Origin of the sequence: Pseudomonas shahriarae, assembly GCF_014268455.2 — a bacterium.
Lineage (GTDB): Bacteria > Pseudomonadota > Gammaproteobacteria > Pseudomonadales > Pseudomonadaceae > Aquipseudomonas > Aquipseudomonas shahriarae.
In genome coordinates this window covers 5,904,097-5,919,822 of sequence record NZ_CP077085.1, presented here as the reverse complement: position 1 = coordinate 5,919,822, position 15,726 = coordinate 5,904,097, and the positions used below count along the sequence as shown (strand labels likewise).

Below are 15,726 nucleotides of genomic sequence, written 5' to 3'. Positions count from 1 at the left end.
GGGTCAGAACATCCACTGCACACCCAGCGAATAGCCGGTCTGGCTGCCTTCGGCATGGCCCAGGCGGCCGTTCACTTCGGCGTACACCCCAAGCTGTGGGGTGATCGCCAATTGGCTGCCGACCTGCGCGCGGCCGAAACTCTTGTCCACTGAACCCAGGCGTGCGGTGCGGGCCTGGCCGTCGGCGCGGGCGGTCAGGTCGAGGTCGTCGAGGCGGCCGTCGGCCAATTCCTTGACCCAGGCGATGTCGCCGTAGGGCATCAGGCTCAGGCCGTAAGGCAGGGCCACGGCACCGCGCACACGCCAGCCGAGGCTGGCTTCAAGGGAGTCGAAGGATTGCTCTTCATATTCGAGGGCGGTGCGCAGGTTCTGCTTCTCGTGGAACTTGTCGATGCGCGAGTGGCTGTAATCGAGCCCGGCAAACGGCCCGGTCTTGATCGCGCCCAGATCGAAGTCATAACCGCCGAGCACTCGGGCACCCAGGGACAGGGCGTCGGTCTCGCCAGTCAGTTGCTGGTTAAGCAGCACGGGGCCACCATTGGCCTGGATCAGCAGGTTGCGTTTTGAGTCGAAGCTGCTGTGGCCCACGCTCAGGTCACCGGCCAGCCAGGTCGGGCCGCCATCGTTCAACAGGGCGTAGACCGCAGCTTGCCAGGTGTCGCTTTGCAGCTTGCCACGGTGTTCCAGCTTGTCGCGGCCGTTGAGGTAGCTGAGGCTGGCGCCGATGTTCAGGCTGCTGCTCAGTTGATAGTCGCCCAGGGCATGCAGGCCCAGGCGCCGGGCCTCGGGGTTGGGGGCGGTGTCGAAGCCGCTGTCCGGGTTGTATTCGCCGTCCACGCCGATCTCGCCATCGAAACTGCCCACTTCACGGCTGGCCGATTGCAGGGTCAGCCAGCGCCGGTCATGCAGGCGCACCATGGCCTGGTGCTGGCGCTGCAGGTTGTCCTGCATATTGCGCGCAACTGCGCCGCCCGAGGTGGTGGAAGCCATCAAGTCGGCATTGGTCAGCTCCAGCACCAGGCGGCTGAGCAGGCGCGAATAGTCGCGCAGGCGCTGGTCGATGCGTTCCTGGCCGAAGGCGTTGGTCAGGACCGTCTTGTTGTCTTCATCGGGGTCGTGCCAGGTCGAGCCGCCGGGGATCGCCGGGTTGTCGGTCTGGGTGTAGCCGTCCAGGGCACCCAGTTCCCAGTTGGTGGCTTCCACATACAGGATTGGGATATTGAGCCCCTCGAAGGCTTCGCCGTCACTGCAACAGCCGGTGCCGGCGGGGTATTGCGCGTCCAGGCCGGGGTTGGTGAACAGGTTGATGTTCAGCTCCTTGGCGATCTGGAAGGTGTGCTCGCGCAATGAGGCGAGGGCCGGGTTGGCGGTGCTGTTCTGGCCGGCGTGGGCGTACATCATGTCGCCGGTGATCAGGCTGTCGAGGTTGATCATGGCCAGCATATTGGCGCGCTGGCTGGCGCTCAACGAATCGACAAAGGCCCTGGAGCCACGCAAGCCTTCCTCTTCGGCGCCGAAGCCGACGATCTGCAAGCCGTTTTCCAGTTGCAGGCCGCCGAGGTTCTTCGCCACTTCGGTCAGCACGCTGGCGCCTGAACCGTTGTCGTCCAGGCCTTGCAGGGCCGGGCGGCCGAAGTAGGTATCGAAGTGCGCGCCAATCACCACGTACTGCGGTTTGGTGCCGGCGGCGTAGGCCACCACGTTCTGCGAGGCGCGGCTGCCGCCATTCCAGGTGAAATCCTGGCGGCTGATGTCATAGGCGCTGCCCATCTGGCTCTGCATCCAGTCGGCGGCCCCGGCGAAGTTGGCCGTGCCGCGATAGCGGCCGGGGTAGTCGGTGATCAGCTTTTCCAGGGTGACATTGGCGTGCTCGCCATAGTCGTAGGCATGGGATTGAGTCGACAGCAGGGCACAGGCAACGCTGACAGCGAGGGCTAGGGGCTTGATCACAAGGTCTTCCTTGAGGTGGTTGAGGGAGTGGCTCGGCGGGACCGACTGCACAATGCGCGCCTCATTCCATGGGGCAAGCGCGAATTGGCGCGTTGTTGGAAGTGGGGGTCGCCTGGCTATAAGTTGTAACGGATTTGATACCAGATGCGGCGGGGGCTGCCGTGACCTGGCGCACAGATTGGGGCAGGCGGGGGAGGGGATGCTGCGAAAAGTAGCGGTTTTGTTACATGTCCATCGGATGGAGCGCGGTCAAAAATGTGGGAGCGGGCTTGCTCGCGAATGCGGTGTGTCAGCTAGCAAAATCGGTGACTGGCACACCGTATTCGCGAGCAAGCCCGCTCCCACAGGGGTTCTGTGTGTACTTAGGCCTTGAGGGTCTTCACGCCTTCACGGGTCCCCAGCAGCAGCACATCAGCAGGCCGTGCCGCAAACAAGCCATTGGTCACCACACCGACGATGGCATTGATCTGGGTCTCCAGCTCCACCGGGTTGGTGATCTGCATGTTGAACACGTCGAGGATGATGTTGCCGTTATCGGTCAGCACACCTTCGCGGTACACCGGGTCGCCGCCCAGTTTCACCAGCTCGCGAGCCACGTGGCTGCGGGCCATGGGGATCACTTCGACGGGCAGCGGGAAGTTGCCCAGGACCGGGACCAGCTTGCTGGCGTCGGCGATGCAGATAAAGGTCTTGGCCACGGCCGCGACGATCTTCTCGCGGGTCAGGGCTGCGCCGCCGCCCTTGATCAGGTTCAGGTGCTCGTCGCTTTCATCGGCGCCGTCGACGTAGAACTCCAGGTCGCTCACGGTATTGAGCTCGTACACCGGAATGCCATGGCCCTTGAGGCGCGCGGCGGTGGCTTCGGAGCTGGCCACGGCGCCGTCGAATGCGCCCTTGTGCAAGGCCAGCGCGTCAATGAAGCAATTGGCGGTGGAGCCGGTGCCGACGCCGACGATGCTTTTATCGTCGAGTTTAGGAAGGATTAAATCGACGGCGGCCTGGGCCACTGCCTGTTTGAGTTGATCCTGGGTCATGCGGGCTCCGGAACGGGCGGGGAGTAAAGAGGGGCGCGAGTATAACCCAACAAAACCTCTGGATTCGTGTGGTCGTCCGGCCAAAAGGCGGGTTAGACTCCTCGGCCCTGCCCAACCCGCCCAGTGATGCTTTCCGATGCTCGAACAGTACGTCAAAAAGATCCTCACCTCGCGCGTTTACGACGTTGCCGTGGAAACCCCGTTGCAGACCGCCCGCCAGCTCTCCGAGCGCCTGGGCAACAAGGTCTGGCTCAAGCGCGAAGACTTGCAGCCGGTGTTTTCCTTCAAGATTCGCGGCGCCTACAACAAGTTGACCCAACTGACGGCCGAAGAACGCGCCCGTGGCGTGGTCACCGCCTCGGCGGGTAACCATGCCCAGGGCCTGGCCCTGGCGGCCAAGGTGCTGGGGGTCAAGGCCACGATCGTGATGCCCAAGACCACCCCGGAAATCAAAGTCGAAGGCGTACGCTCCCGTGGCGGCAAAGTGGTGCTGCATGGCGACTCCTTTCCGGAAGCGCTGGCGTATTCGCTGAAGCTGGTCGACGAAAAAGGCTACGTCTACATTCACCCTTACGATGATCCGCACACCATTGCCGGGCAGGGCACCGTGGCGATGGAGATCCTGCGCCAGCACCCGGGGCCGCTGGACGCGATTTTCGTCCCGGTGGGCGGTGGTGGCCTGATTGCCGGTATCGCGGCGTATGTGAAGTACCTGCGCCCGGAGATCAAGATCATCGGTGTCGAGCCGGACGACTCCAATTGCCTGCAGGCTGCCATGGCCGCGGGCGAGCGCGTGGTGCTGCCGGCCGTGGGGATCTTTGCCGATGGCGTGGCGGTGGCGCAGATCGGCCAGCACACCTTCGATATCTGCAAGGACTACGTGGATGAAGTGATCACCGTCAGCACCGATGAAATCTGCGCGGCGATCAAGGATATCTACGACGACACCCGCTCCATCACCGAGCCTGCAGGGGCATTGGGCGTGGCGGGGATCAAGAAGTATGTAGAAACCCGTGGTGTCAGCGGCCAGACCTTTGTCGCCATTGATTCCGGGGCCAACGTCAACTTCGACCGCCTGCGCCATGTGGCCGAGCGCGCCGAGTTGGGTGAAGGTCGCGAGGCGATCATTGCCGTGACCATTCCCGAGCGCCCGGGCAGCTTCAAGGCCTTCTGCGAGGCTGTGGGCAAGCGCCAGATCACCGAATTCAACTACCGCTACCATTCCGGCAGCGAAGCGCACATTTTTGTCGGGGTGCAGACCCACCCGGAAACCGACCCGCGCAGCGCGCTGATTGCCAGCCTGAGCGAGCAGGGTTTCCCGGTGCTGGACCTGACCGAGAACGAACTGGCCAAGTTGCACATTCGCCATATGGTCGGCGGCCACGCGGCGCACGTCAGCAATGAACTGGTGTTCCGCTTCGAGTTCCCGGAGCGTCCGGGGGCCTTGTTCAACTTTCTTAACAAATTGGGCGGGCGCTGGAACATCTCGATGTTCCACTATCGCAACCACGGCGCGGCCGACGGCCGTGTGGTCGCCGGGCTGCAAGTGCCGGCCAACGAGCGCCATCTGGTGCCGGCGGCGTTGGCAGCGATTGGTTACCCGTATTGGGATGAAAGCGACAACCCGGCCTATCAGCTGTTCCTCGGTTGAGCGACTACGCTGATTGGGCGGCCTTTAAGGAATCGAGAGCATGGAATATCTGACAACCCTCAAGACGATCCACATGGTGGCAACGGTGCTGCTGTTGGCCAGTGGCCTGGCCCTGGCCGTGCTGAGCTGGCGCAAGCGCGCCGCTGGCCCGGCGGTTACGTTGCATCGGCCATGGCTGTTTGTCTGGTTGTTGATGGGCGTAAGCCTGGTGAGCATGCCGTTTACCGGCTGGTGGCTGGTGCACCTGGTCGGCTGGCCGTTGGGGCAGACGTGGATCCTGGGTTCCAGCGTGATCTACAGCGTCGCGGCGCTGGCCTGGTTCTGGCTGGTGGTGCGCCTCAATCGCCTGCGGCTGGGCGGTACGGGCAGTGCGAAGTTCACCCTGGCCCTGGCGATTGTCAGCCTGGTGGGGTTTGTGGCGATTGCCGGGTTGATGGGCGCCAAACCCGTTTAAGGCTGGAAACCGGGTCGCCTTCATTCGCGAGCAAGCCCGCTCCCACATTCGACTGCATTCCAAAGGTGGAACCCGATCAAATGTGGGAGCGGGCTTGCTCGCGAAAGCTTTATCAGCCGCGTAGGCTAATCACCGGCCAACCACGCTTCTGGGCCTCGGCCCGCAGATTTGCATCCGGATCCACTGCCACCGGGTGAGTCACCTGCTCCAGCAGCGGCAGGTCATTCATCGAATCGCTGTAAAAATAGCTGTCTTGCAGGCTAGAGCCGGTTTCTTCCAGCCACCGATTCAAGCGCGTCACCTTGCCCTCACGGAAGCACGGTACATCGGTGCTGCGCCCGGTGTAGCGGCCATCGGCCATCTCGCATTCGGTGGCGATCAGGGTTTCAACCCCCAAACGTGCGGCAATCGGCGCGGTGACAAAGCGGTTGGTGGCGGTGATGATCACCAGCGTGTCACCGGCGGCGCGGTGTTTGGCCAGCAGTTCCACGGCCTGGGGCAGGATGATCGGCTCGATGCAGTCGCGCATGAAGTCGCGGTGCCATTCGTCGAGCTGGGCCATCTCGGTGCTGCCGAGGATTTCCAGGCTGAAGTTCAGGTACGCGGCGTTATCCAGCTTGCCGGCCAGGTAATCCTGGTAGAACTCGTCGTTGCGGGTCTTGTAGGCAACGGCATCGAGGATGCCGCGTTCACACAGGTAATCACCCCAGGCGTGGTCACTGTCGCCGCCCAAAAGCGTGTTGTCCAAGTCGAATAAAGCCAGGCGCATTGCGGTTACTCGCTGAAAAGTCTGTAAAAAGGCGTCCAGAATACGGTCTTTTCACAAGAGTGCACATAAGGTAAGCAGCCTCGTTGCCGCTGCAACAAGCTTTGTGGAACAATGCGGCGACATGCGTTTGCGAGGTTGTTGCCGTGATCGACCCCGATGGTTTCCGTCCAAATGTCGGGATTATTCTTACGAATGATGCCGGACAGGTGCTATGGGCTCGCCGAATCAACCAAGATGCCTGGCAGTTTCCCCAGGGTGGGATCAACCCCGACGAAACCCCTGAAGACGCCCTGTACCGTGAGTTGAACGAAGAAGTCGGCCTGGAGCGCGAAGATGTGCAAATTCTGGCCTGTACCCGAGGCTGGTTGCGCTATCGTTTGCCGCAACGCCTGGTGCGTACCCACAGCCAACCGCTGTGCATCGGCCAGAAGCAAAAGTGGTTTCTCCTGCGCCTGATCTCCAACGAGCAGCGGGTGCGGATGGATTTGACCGGTAAACCGGAGTTCGATGGCTGGCGCTGGGTCAGTTATTGGTATCCGTTGGGCCAGGTGGTGACATTCAAGCGCGAGGTTTATCGTCGCGCTCTCAAAGAGCTTGCCCCGCGCCTTTTATCGCGCGACTGACGACGGAGTTCGACCCCGAGCCATGCTCAATACGCTGCGCAAGATCGTCCAGGAAGTTAACTCCGCCAAGGATCTCAAGGCGGCGTTGGGGATTATTGTGTTGCGCGTCAAGGAAGCCATGGGCAGCCAGGTCTGCTCGGTTTACCTGCTGGACCCCGAGACCAACCGTTTTGTGCTGATGGCCACGGAGGGCTTGAACAAGCGCTCCATCGGCAAGGTCAGCATGGCGCCCAATGAAGGTCTGGTGGGCCTGGTGGGGACGCGTGAAGAACCCCTGAACCTTGAAAACGCGGCCGATCACCCGCGTTATCGCTACTTTGCCGAAACCGGTGAAGAGCGCTACGCCTCATTCCTCGGCGCACCGATCATCCACCACCGCCGCGTTGTCGGCGTATTGGTCATCCAGCAGAAAGAGCGCCGCCAGTTCGATGAAGGTGAAGAAGCCTTCCTCGTGACCATGAGTGCGCAGTTGGCCGGGGTGATCGCCCATGCCGAAGCCACCGGCTCGATTCGCGGCCTGGGGCGCCAGGGCAAGGGGATCCAGGAAGCCAAGTTCGTCGGCGTGCCGGGTTCACCGGGCGCGGCGGTCGGTACTGCGGTGGTCATGCTGCCCCCGGCCGACCTGGACGTGGTGCCGGACAAGTCCGTCGACGACATCGACGCAGAAATCAAACTGTTCAAGACCGCCCTGGAAGGCGTGCGCGCCGACATGCGCAACCTGTCGACCAAGCTGGCCACCCAGCTGCGCCCCGAGGAACGGGCGCTGTTCGACGTGTACCAGATGATGCTCGACGACGCGTCCCTGGGTAACGAAGTCAAGACCGTGATCAAGACCGGCCAGTGGGCCCAGGGCGCGCTGCGCCAGGTGGTCACCGATCACGTCAACCGCTTTGAACTGATGGACGACGCCTACCTGCGCGAGCGCGCCTCGGATGTGCGCGACCTCGGTCGGCGCCTGCTGGCCTACCTGCAGGAAGACCGCACCACCAACCTGGTCTACCCCGACAACACCATCCTGATCAGTGAAGAGCTGACTGCCACCATGCTCGGCGAAGTGCCGGAAGGCAAACTGGTGGGCCTGGTCTCGGTGTTGGGCTCGGGCAACTCCCACGTGGCGATCCTGGCCCGGGCCATGGGCATCCCGACGGTGATGGGCCTGGTGGACCTGCCGTATTCCAAGGTCGACGGCATCTCGATGATCGTCGACGGGCACCGTGGTGAGGTGTATACCAACCCCAGCGAAGTGCTGCGCAAGCAATACGCCGAAATCGTCGAGGAGGAGCGCCAGCTGTCCCAGGGGCTCGATGCCCTGCGCGAACTGCCCTGCGTGACCCTCGACGGCCACCGTGTACCGCTGCTGGTCAATACTGGCCTGCTGGCGGACGTGGCGCGTGCGCAACAACGTGGCGCTGAAGGGGTGGGCCTGTACCGCACCGAAGTGCCGTTCATGATCAACCAACGTTTCCCGAGCGAGAAGGAGCAGCTGGCGATTTATCGCGAGCAACTGTCCGCCTTCCATCCGTTACCGGTGACGATGCGCAGCCTGGATATCGGCGGCGACAAGTCACTGTCTTATTTCCCCATCAAGGAAGACAACCCCTTCCTTGGCTGGCGCGGTATCCGCGTTACCCTCGACCACCCCGAAATCTTCCTCGTCCAGACCCGCGCCATGCTCAAGGCCAGCGAAGGCCTGAACAACCTGCGCATCCTCCTTCCGATGATCTCCGGCACCCACGAGTTGGAAGAAGCCCTGCACCTGATCCACCGGGCCTGGGGTGAGGTGCGCGACGAAGGCGCCGACGTGCCGATGCCGCCGGTTGGCGTGATGATCGAAATCCCGGCAGCGGTGTACCAGGCCAAGGAATTGGCACGGCAGGTGGACTTCCTGTCGGTGGGCTCCAACGACCTGACCCAATACCTGCTGGCCGTGGACCGCAACAACCCACGGGTGGCCGACCTCTACGACTACCTGCACCCGGCGGTGCTGCAAGCCTTGCAGAACGTGGTGCGCGACGCCCATGCCGAAGGCAAGCCGGTGAGTATCTGTGGGGAAATGGCCGGTGATCCGGCGGCGGCGGTGCTGTTGATGGCCATGGGCTTTGACAGCCTGTCGATGAACGCCACCAACCTGCCGAAGGTCAAGTGGATGCTGCGCCAGATCAACCTGAGCAAGGCCAAGGATCTGCTGGCGGAATTGATGACCATCGACAACCCGCAAGTTATCCACAGCTCGCTGCAGCTGGCCCTGAAAAGCCTGGGGTTGGCGCGGATGATCAATCCGTCTGCGACAAAAACCCTCTAGACCGCGGGGGGCCATCGCAGGCAAGCCAGCTCCCACACTTGGAATGCATTTCAAACTGTGGGAGCTGGCTTGCCTGCGATGACGGTGGCCCAGTCTCCACTAAATCCTCAGTTCCACCTCGCCCAGCCGCCCGCCATGGGGCCCAAAGCTGCGCTCAACCATGTGCCGCAGCCCATCGGCATGCACAATCAGCGCGGTACTCGCCCGCGTCCCGTAACTGGGGCTGGCGATAAACACACTCGATAACAGACTCTCCGTGGCCAACCCGACCCCGGTATCCGGCAGTTCGGCAAAGGGTGCGGTCTGCGGGTCGCTCAAAATCCCCAGCAAGGCTTCAGGCTGCGGATCATCCAGCACTTGGGCCAGTGCTGCCTTGGCCTTGAGCAGCTTTGGCCAGGGCGTATCCAGCCCGGCATTGGATAAGCCATAGATCCCGGCCGTCAGTTGGGTAGGCGTCGACTCATTGGCGTTGTAGTGCCACAGCTCTTGCGGCGTGCCAATCAGCAGGTTGAAGCCGGCATATTCAATTGATCTGCCGTTAACATCGGCTAAATAGTGGTCAATCGGCAGGGAACCGTGGAGAAAGCGCGCCACCAACTCGCCCCGGGACTTGCGCGCCGGTGGCTGGTGCGGGTCGCGGATATTGGTCAGCGCGGCAAACCGTCCGTCGGCGCCGATCCCCAGCCAGGTGCCCCCGGCTTCCTGGTCGCGACCGGCATACACCTGCGGTGTATCGGGCCACTGGGCCAAGGGCAGGCTGGGCCGGGCGTAGAATTCGTCACGGTTGGCCGCGACGATCAGGGGCTGGGCATGGCCCGGCCGCCAGGCGAAAACAATCAGGCACATAAGGCGATCCTTTTGTGTTTTGCTCACTCTACCCATAGATCCGCCGGCTATCCATCGTATCCAAGTTGGGCCAGATGCCTCCCATCCGTTAACATGCCAGGCTGCTTGGCGCGGGTGCGAACTTCTTCATTTGATCGAGCCGCTGTAACGCAGGCTTAATCGTCCACCGGCAAGGTCCGTGCGCAATAACGAATGATTTAACGAGGAGTCGCAATGCTGCCTTACCCGCAGATCGACCCGGTGGCCTTGGCCATCGGTCCGCTGAAAATCCACTGGTACGGGTTGATGTACCTGATCGGCATCGGCGGCGCCTGGCTGTTGGCTTCCCGACGCCTGAACCGCTTTGACCCGACCTGGACCAAGGAGAAGCTCTCCGACATGGTGTTCTGGATGTCGATGGGCGTGATTGTCGGCGGGCGCCTGGGTTATGTGTTGTTCTACGACCTGAGCGCGTACCTGGCCAACCCGACCCTGATTTTCGAGGTGTGGAAGGGCGGCATGGCGTTCCACGGCGGTTTTATCGGCGTGATGCTCGCGGCCTGGTGGTTTGGCCGACGCAATGGCAAGTCATTCTTCCAACTGATGGACTTTATCGCGCCGATGGTGCCGATTGGCCTGGGTGCCGGGCGTATCGGTAACTTCATCAACGCCGAATTGTGGGGCAAGCCGACCGACGTGCCGTGGGCCATGGTGTTCCCGCCGTTCAGCGACCCGGCGCAGTTGGCGCGCCATCCGTCGCAGTTGTACCAGTTCGCCCTGGAAGGCGTGGCGCTGTTCCTGATCCTCTACATCTACTCGCGCAAACCCCGCCCAACCATGGCGGTTTCGGGGATGTTCGCCCTGTTCTACGGGATTTTCCGTTTCATCGTCGAGTTCGTGCGGGTGCCGGATGCGCAGTTGGGCTACCTGGCGTTCGGCTGGCTGACCATGGGTCAGGTTCTCAGCATTCCGATGATTCTTGCTGGCCTGGGCCTGCTCTGGTGGGCTTACAACCGCCCGCAGGCGATCAAGACCAGCGCGCTATAAATTCGAACGCCGGGGCCTGAGGGCCTCGGCTTCACCGATACAGGTAATGTCATGAAGCAATATCTCGAGCTGGTTTCCCACGTCATCAACAACGGCACCAAGCAGGCCAACCGCACTGGCGTGAACACCATCAGCTTCCCCGGTGCGATGTTGCGCTTTGATCTGCAGGAAGGTTTCCCAGCCATCACCACCCGCAAAATGGCCTTCAAGTCGGCGATTGGCGAGATGTGTGGCTTTTTGCGCGGGGTGAATAACGCCGCCGAATTCCGCGCCCTGGGCTGCAAGGTGTGGGACCAGAACGCTAACGAAAACGCGCAGTGGCTGGCCAACCCGTTCCGCCAGGGCGAGGACGACCTGGGCGAGATCTACGGTGTGCAATGGCGCAAATGGCCGGCGTACAAACAGATCCCGTTGAGCAACCAGGCCGCTATCGAGCAGACCCTGGCCCAGGGCTATCGCCAGATCGCCGAAGGCGAGGAAGACGGTCAGGCCTACGTGGTGCTGTACAAGGCCATTGACCAGATTCGCCAGTGCGTCGACACCATCATCAAGGACCCGGGCAGCCGGCGCATCCTGTTCCACGGCTGGAACTGCGCCCAGCTCGATGAAATGGCCTTGCCGCCGTGCCACCTGCTGTACCAGTTCCACCCGAATGTCGAGACCAGGGAGATTTCCCTGACCCTCTACATCCGCTCCAACGACCTGGGCCTGGGCACGCCGTTCAACCTCACCGAAGGCGCCGCACTGCTGAGCCTGATCGGCCGCCTGACTGGCTACACGCCGCGCTGGTTCACCTATTTCATCGGTGACGCGCACGTCTACGAAAACCACCTGGACATGCTCAACGAACAGCTCAAGCGCGAGCCTTTCGCCGCGCCGAAACTGGTGATCAGCGAGCGCGTGCCGGAGTTTGCCAAGACCGGGGTGTACCAGCCAGAGTGGCTGGAGCTGATCGAGCCGAGCGATTTCTCGCTGGAAGGCTATGAGCACCATGCGCCGATGACGGCGCCGATGGCGGTCTAGTCGAGACCGTATCGTCTGCATCGCAGGCAAGCCAGTTCCCACATGTGACCGAGTACTTAGGCACATGTGGGAGTTGGCTTGCCTGCGATGGCGTCAACTCAGTCACCCCATTATCTAATGCCCGTGACTACGACCCACATGTGAATGCTCCGCCTCACTGGCCGCCACACTCCCACTGACCTCCAGCCGCTGCAAAATCCCACACTGGTCGATCTCCGGCCCTTCGCCACAGCGCTGGCGCAGGTCGATCAACTGTTTCTGCAAGGCCAGCAACCCATCAATCCGCGCCTTGACGTGATGGATATGCTCGTCGATCAGCGCATTTACATTTTCACACTGGTCCTGGGGACTGTCGCGCAGGCCCAGCAGGCTGCGGATTTCCTCCAGGGTCATGTCCAGGCTGCGGCAGTTGCGGATAAACGTCAGGCGCTCGGTGTGGGCCTGGGTGTACAGGCGGTAGTTGCCCTCGCTGCGCGCCGGTGGCGGCAGCAGGCCTTCCTTCTCGTAATAACGGATGGTCTCCACCGGGCAGTCGGTCAGTTTGGCCAATTCACCGATCTTCATCGCAGCAATCTCCAAAAGGGTGCTTGACCCTATAGTGGCTACAGGGTCTTTACTTGGCAACAGGCACCTTCATGGACGCGACACAATGAGCGAATCCCTGCGCACCCCGCACAAGCACGACCACAGCCACGATCATGATCACGACCATGATCATAGCCATCACGACCACGGCCATGATCATGACCACAGCCATCATGATCACGCGCAAAAGCTTGCCCCTGTGAAAGAGCATGATCATGGCGGCGGCTCCTGCTGTTCCGGCGCGGCAGCCCCCTCGTTGGTGACGTTGACGCAAACAACCAGCGCCAACGCGCGCCTGAGCACTTTCCGCATCGAGGCCATGGACTGCCCCACCGAGCAAACGCTGATCCAGAACAAACTGGGCAAGATGGCCGGTGTGCAGCAGTTGGAATTCAACCTGATCAACCGCATCCTCGGTGTCACCCACGACCTGCCGAGCACCGCGCCGATCGTCGAGGCCATCAAGTCCCTGGGCATGCAGGCCGATCCGATCGAGGAGGGCGTGCCGGCCGCCGCACCACCGGCCAAGAAGCACTGGTGGCCGCTGGCCCTGTCCGGCTTTTGCGCCCTGGCGGCGGAGGTGATCCATTTCACCGACGCGGCTCCGACCTGGGTGGTGGCACTGGTGGCGCTGGTGTCGATCCTCAGTGGCGGCCTCACCACCTACAAAAAGGGCTGGATTGCCCTGAAAAACCTCAACCTGAACATCAACGCGCTGATGAGCATCGCCGTGACCGGTGCGATCCTGATCGGCCAGTGGCCGGAAGCGGCGATGGTGATGTTCCTGTTTACCGTGGCCGAGTTGATCGAGGCCAAGTCCCTGGACCGTGCGCGCAATGCCATCAGTGGCTTGATGCAGATGACCCCGGAGCAGGCCACGGTGCGCCAGGCTGACGGTAGCTGGGTCGAACAAGAGGTCAAGACCATTGAACTGGGTGCCATCGTGCGGGTACGCCCCGGCGAGCGCATTGGTCTGGATGGTGAAGTCACCGCCGGCCAGTCCACCATCGACCAGGCGCCGATCACCGGCGAAAGCCTGCCGATCGAGAAAACCGTGGGCGATAAAGTCTTCGCCGGCACCATCAACCAGGCCGGTTCCCTGGAATACCGGGTGACCGCTGCCGCCAATAACTCGACCCTGGCGCGCATCATCCACGCAGTGGAACAGGCCCAGGGCTCGCGGGCGCCGACCCAGCGCTTTGTGGACAGCTTCTCGAAAATCTACACCCCGGCGGTGTTCCTGTTTGCCCTAGGCGTGGCCGTGATCCCGCCGCTGTTCATGGGCGCGGTGTGGTTCGACTGGATCTATCGCGCCCTGGTGCTGTTGGTGGTCGCGTGCCCTTGTGCCCTGGTGATTTCCACCCCGGTGACCATCGTCAGCGGCCTGGCGGCGGCGGCGCGCAAAGGCATCCTGATCAAGGGCGGCGTGTACCTGGAGGCCGGCTACAAGCTCGACTACCTGGCCCTGGACAAGACCGGCACTATCACCCACGGCAAGCCGGTGCAGACCGACTACCTGGCGTTGTTCCCCAATGTAGAAGACAACGCGCCGGCCCTGGCCGCCAGCCTGGCCGCGCGTTCCGACCACCCAGTGTCGCTGGCGATCGCCAATGCCGCTGTGGATAAAAAACTCCCGCTGCAGGTTGTGGATAACTTCGAGGCCCTGGCCGGGCGCGGGGTCCGTGGCGAGATCAACGGTGAGGTCTATCACCTGGGCAACCACCGCCTGGTGGAAGAGCTGGGCCTGTGCTCGCCGGCCCTTGAAGAAAAACTCTTCGCCCTGGAAAAACAAGGCAAGTCCGTGGTGCTGCTGCTCGACAAATCCGGCCCGCTGGCGCTGTTCGCCGTGGCCGATACGGTCAAGGACAGCAGTCGCGAAGCCATCCAGCAGTTGCACGACCTGGGCATCAAGACCCTGATGCTCACCGGCGACAACACCCACACCGCCCAGGCAATTGCCGCCCAGGTGGGCATCGACCAGGCCCAGGGCGATCTGTTGCCCACCGACAAGCTCAAGGCTATCGAGGACCTGTACGGGAAAAACCACCGGGTCGGCATGGTCGGCGACGGCATCAACGACGCCCCGGCCCTGGCCCGCGCCGAGATTGGCTTTGCCATGGCGGCAGCAGGCACCGACACGGCCATCGAGACCGCCGACGTGGCGCTGATGGACGATGATTTGCGCAAGATTCCGGCATTCATACGCTTGTCGCGACAAACGTCGAGTATCCTCAAGCAGAACATCGCCCTGGCGCTGGTGATCAAGGCGATCTTCCTGGCCGTCACCTTCATGGGCATGGCCACCATGTGGATGGCGGTGTTTGCTGACATGGGCGTGAGCCTGCTGGTGGTATTCAATGGTCTGCGCCTGTTGCGCAAATAGTCGATGAGAGGGTGGTGTGCTGAGTGCCGAGTTGAAGGCGTTTTACATGGTCGCCCGCCTGGGCAGCATTACCCAGGCGGCGAAAAAACTCGGCCTGAGCCAACCCACGGTGACCACCCAGATCCGCCATCTGGAAAGCCAGTACTCGGTTGAGCTGTTCTATCGCGGTGGCCGCCGCCTCACCGTCAGCGACGAAGGGGCGCGGCTGTTGCCGATGGTCAAGGCGCTGTTGCAGCAGGAGGCGGATATCGAGTTTTTCCTGCGCAACAGCGGCCAGGTCCAGGGCACGTTGCGCATCGCCGCGACCGCGCCCTATTACATCCTTGATCTGGTGAAAACCTTCCGCGAACGCTTGCCCCACGTGGAAGTGGCAGTGGAAATCGGCAACTCCCAGCAGGTCCTCGAAGCGCTGGATGATTACCGGGTGGACGTCGCCGCCTCCTCGCAATTGCTGGAAGACCCGCGCCTGATCCGCCGGGTGTTGGGCACCGACCCGCTGGTGCTGGCGGTGCATCGCAATCATCCGCTGGCCGTGCTGGAGCATGTGCCGCTCAGTGCGCTGGCGGGGCATACCCTGTTGATGCGCGAGGCAGGCTCGACCACCCGGCGCTTGACCGAAGAGATGCTCAAAGGCGCTGGCGTGGGTTATGGGCCGCTGCTGGAAATCGGTAGCCGTGAGTCGATCCGCGAGGCGGTGCTGCGCAATATCGGCATCAGCATCATCGCCCGCCAGGAAGTGCCCCATGACCCGCAACTGCGGGTGCTGACCATCGAGAATGCGCCGCAGATTCCTGAATACCTGTACTGCCTCAAGGAGCGTAAAGGTGCGCGGTTGCCGGCGGCGTTTCTGGGGTTGGCGCAGGAAATGTCGCCGCTCTGAAAGATTTTGGGTGGTTTTGAAATCGCCATCGCAGGCAAGCCAGCTCCCACATGTGAAGGTATTCACAGCTCCAAATGTGGGAGCCGGCTTGCCTGCGATAGCGGTAGACCCAACACCCCATGGCTCTGCCCCTACCCAAATCCACCAATACCACTATCACCCGCTTTTGCCTTCCTGCCACACCAGGGACGCATTTGCTG

General features: G+C 62.2%; 13 protein-coding genes. 8 read left to right on the top strand and 5 right to left on the bottom strand.

Annotated elements, in window-relative coordinates; translation table 11 throughout:
• Positions 1 to 3: 3 nt before the first annotated feature.
• Together HU773_RS26645 and rpiA are read right to left on the bottom strand one after the other, a co-directional pair.
• Positions 4 to 1,950 (bottom strand): autotransporter domain-containing protein, encoded by a 1,947-nt coding sequence (locus tag HU773_RS26645; RefSeq protein WP_057960914.1) that lies wholly within the window; start codon positions 1,948 to 1,950, stop codon positions 4 to 6.
• Positions 1,951 to 2,312: 362 nt separating this feature from the next.
• Positions 2,313 to 2,984, bottom strand: a complete 672-nt coding sequence (gene rpiA, locus HU773_RS26640) for a ribose-5-phosphate isomerase RpiA (RefSeq protein ID WP_057960913.1) — start codon at positions 2,982 to 2,984, stop codon at positions 2,313 to 2,315.
• A gap of 136 nt (positions 2,985 to 3,120) precedes the next feature.
• Between rpiA and ilvA the strand changes: the two genes are divergently transcribed.
• Both ilvA and HU773_RS26630 read left to right on the top strand, forming a co-directional pair.
• A complete protein-coding gene (ilvA, locus tag HU773_RS26635) occupies positions 3,121 to 4,635 on the top strand; it encodes a threonine ammonia-lyase, biosynthetic (protein WP_057440412.1) in 1,515 nt (504 codons plus the stop codon).
• A gap of 40 nt (positions 4,636 to 4,675) precedes the next feature.
• On the top strand, positions 4,676 to 5,089 hold the full coding sequence (locus tag HU773_RS26630) for a DUF2269 family protein (RefSeq protein WP_057960912.1): 414 nt from the start codon (positions 4,676 to 4,678) through the stop codon (positions 5,087 to 5,089).
• Between the two features lie 112 nt (positions 5,090 to 5,201).
• Here HU773_RS26630 and HU773_RS26625 read toward each other — a convergent pair whose 3' ends face one another.
• Positions 5,202 to 5,858 carry a histidinol-phosphatase gene (locus HU773_RS26625; RefSeq protein ID WP_057960911.1) on the bottom strand — a complete coding sequence of 219 codons (657 nt, stop codon included), beginning with the start codon at positions 5,856 to 5,858 and terminating at the stop codon, positions 5,202 to 5,204.
• A 143-nt stretch (positions 5,859 to 6,001) separates the two neighbouring features.
• Here HU773_RS26625 and HU773_RS26620 point away from each other — a divergent pair, with 143 nt between their 5' ends.
• Together HU773_RS26620 and ptsP are read left to right on the top strand one after the other, a co-directional pair.
• Positions 6,002 to 6,481 (top strand): RNA pyrophosphohydrolase, encoded by a 480-nt coding sequence (locus HU773_RS26620; protein WP_053128161.1) that lies wholly within the window; start codon positions 6,002 to 6,004, stop codon positions 6,479 to 6,481.
• A gap of 22 nt (positions 6,482 to 6,503) precedes the next feature.
• Positions 6,504 to 8,783 carry a phosphoenolpyruvate--protein phosphotransferase gene (gene ptsP, locus HU773_RS26615; protein ID WP_057960910.1) on the top strand — a complete coding sequence of 760 codons (2,280 nt, stop codon included), beginning with the start codon at positions 6,504 to 6,506 and terminating at the stop codon, positions 8,781 to 8,783.
• 99 nt (positions 8,784 to 8,882) lie between these two features.
• Here the strand turns inward: ptsP and HU773_RS26610 are convergent, their stop codons facing one another.
• Positions 8,883 to 9,629: an NRDE family protein gene (locus HU773_RS26610; protein ID WP_057440409.1), complete on the bottom strand. Its 747-nt coding sequence runs from the start codon at positions 9,627 to 9,629 to the stop codon at positions 8,883 to 8,885.
• Between the two features lie 213 nt (positions 9,630 to 9,842).
• Between HU773_RS26610 and lgt the strand changes: the two genes are divergently transcribed.
• Both lgt and HU773_RS26600 read left to right on the top strand, forming a co-directional pair.
• On the top strand, positions 9,843 to 10,655 hold the full coding sequence (gene lgt / locus HU773_RS26605; RefSeq protein ID WP_057440408.1) for a prolipoprotein diacylglyceryl transferase: 813 nt from the start codon (positions 9,843 to 9,845) through the stop codon (positions 10,653 to 10,655).
• A gap of 51 nt (positions 10,656 to 10,706) precedes the next feature.
• A complete protein-coding gene (locus HU773_RS26600; protein WP_057960909.1) occupies positions 10,707 to 11,678 on the top strand; it encodes a thymidylate synthase in 972 nt (323 codons plus the stop codon).
• 114 nt (positions 11,679 to 11,792) lie between these two features.
• On the opposite strand, the gene cadR is transcribed toward HU773_RS26600, so the two are convergent.
• The gene (gene cadR, locus HU773_RS26595) at positions 11,793 to 12,242 is read right to left on the bottom strand and encodes a Cd(II)/Pb(II)-responsive transcriptional regulator (RefSeq protein WP_057440406.1); all 450 of its coding nucleotides are present in this window, start codon (positions 12,240 to 12,242) and stop codon (positions 11,793 to 11,795) included.
• Between the two features lie 85 nt (positions 12,243 to 12,327).
• Between cadR and HU773_RS26590 the strand changes: the two genes are divergently transcribed.
• Positions 12,328 to 14,646: a heavy metal translocating P-type ATPase gene (locus HU773_RS26590; protein ID WP_186624972.1), complete on the top strand. Its 2,319-nt coding sequence runs from the start codon at positions 12,328 to 12,330 to the stop codon at positions 14,644 to 14,646.
• Positions 14,647 to 14,662: 16 nt separating this feature from the next.
• Complete coding sequence (locus HU773_RS26585; RefSeq protein WP_057960907.1) at positions 14,663 to 15,526, top strand: LysR family transcriptional regulator; 864 nt, start codon at positions 14,663 to 14,665, stop codon at positions 15,524 to 15,526.
• The last annotated feature ends 200 nt before the right edge of the window (positions 15,527 to 15,726 follow it).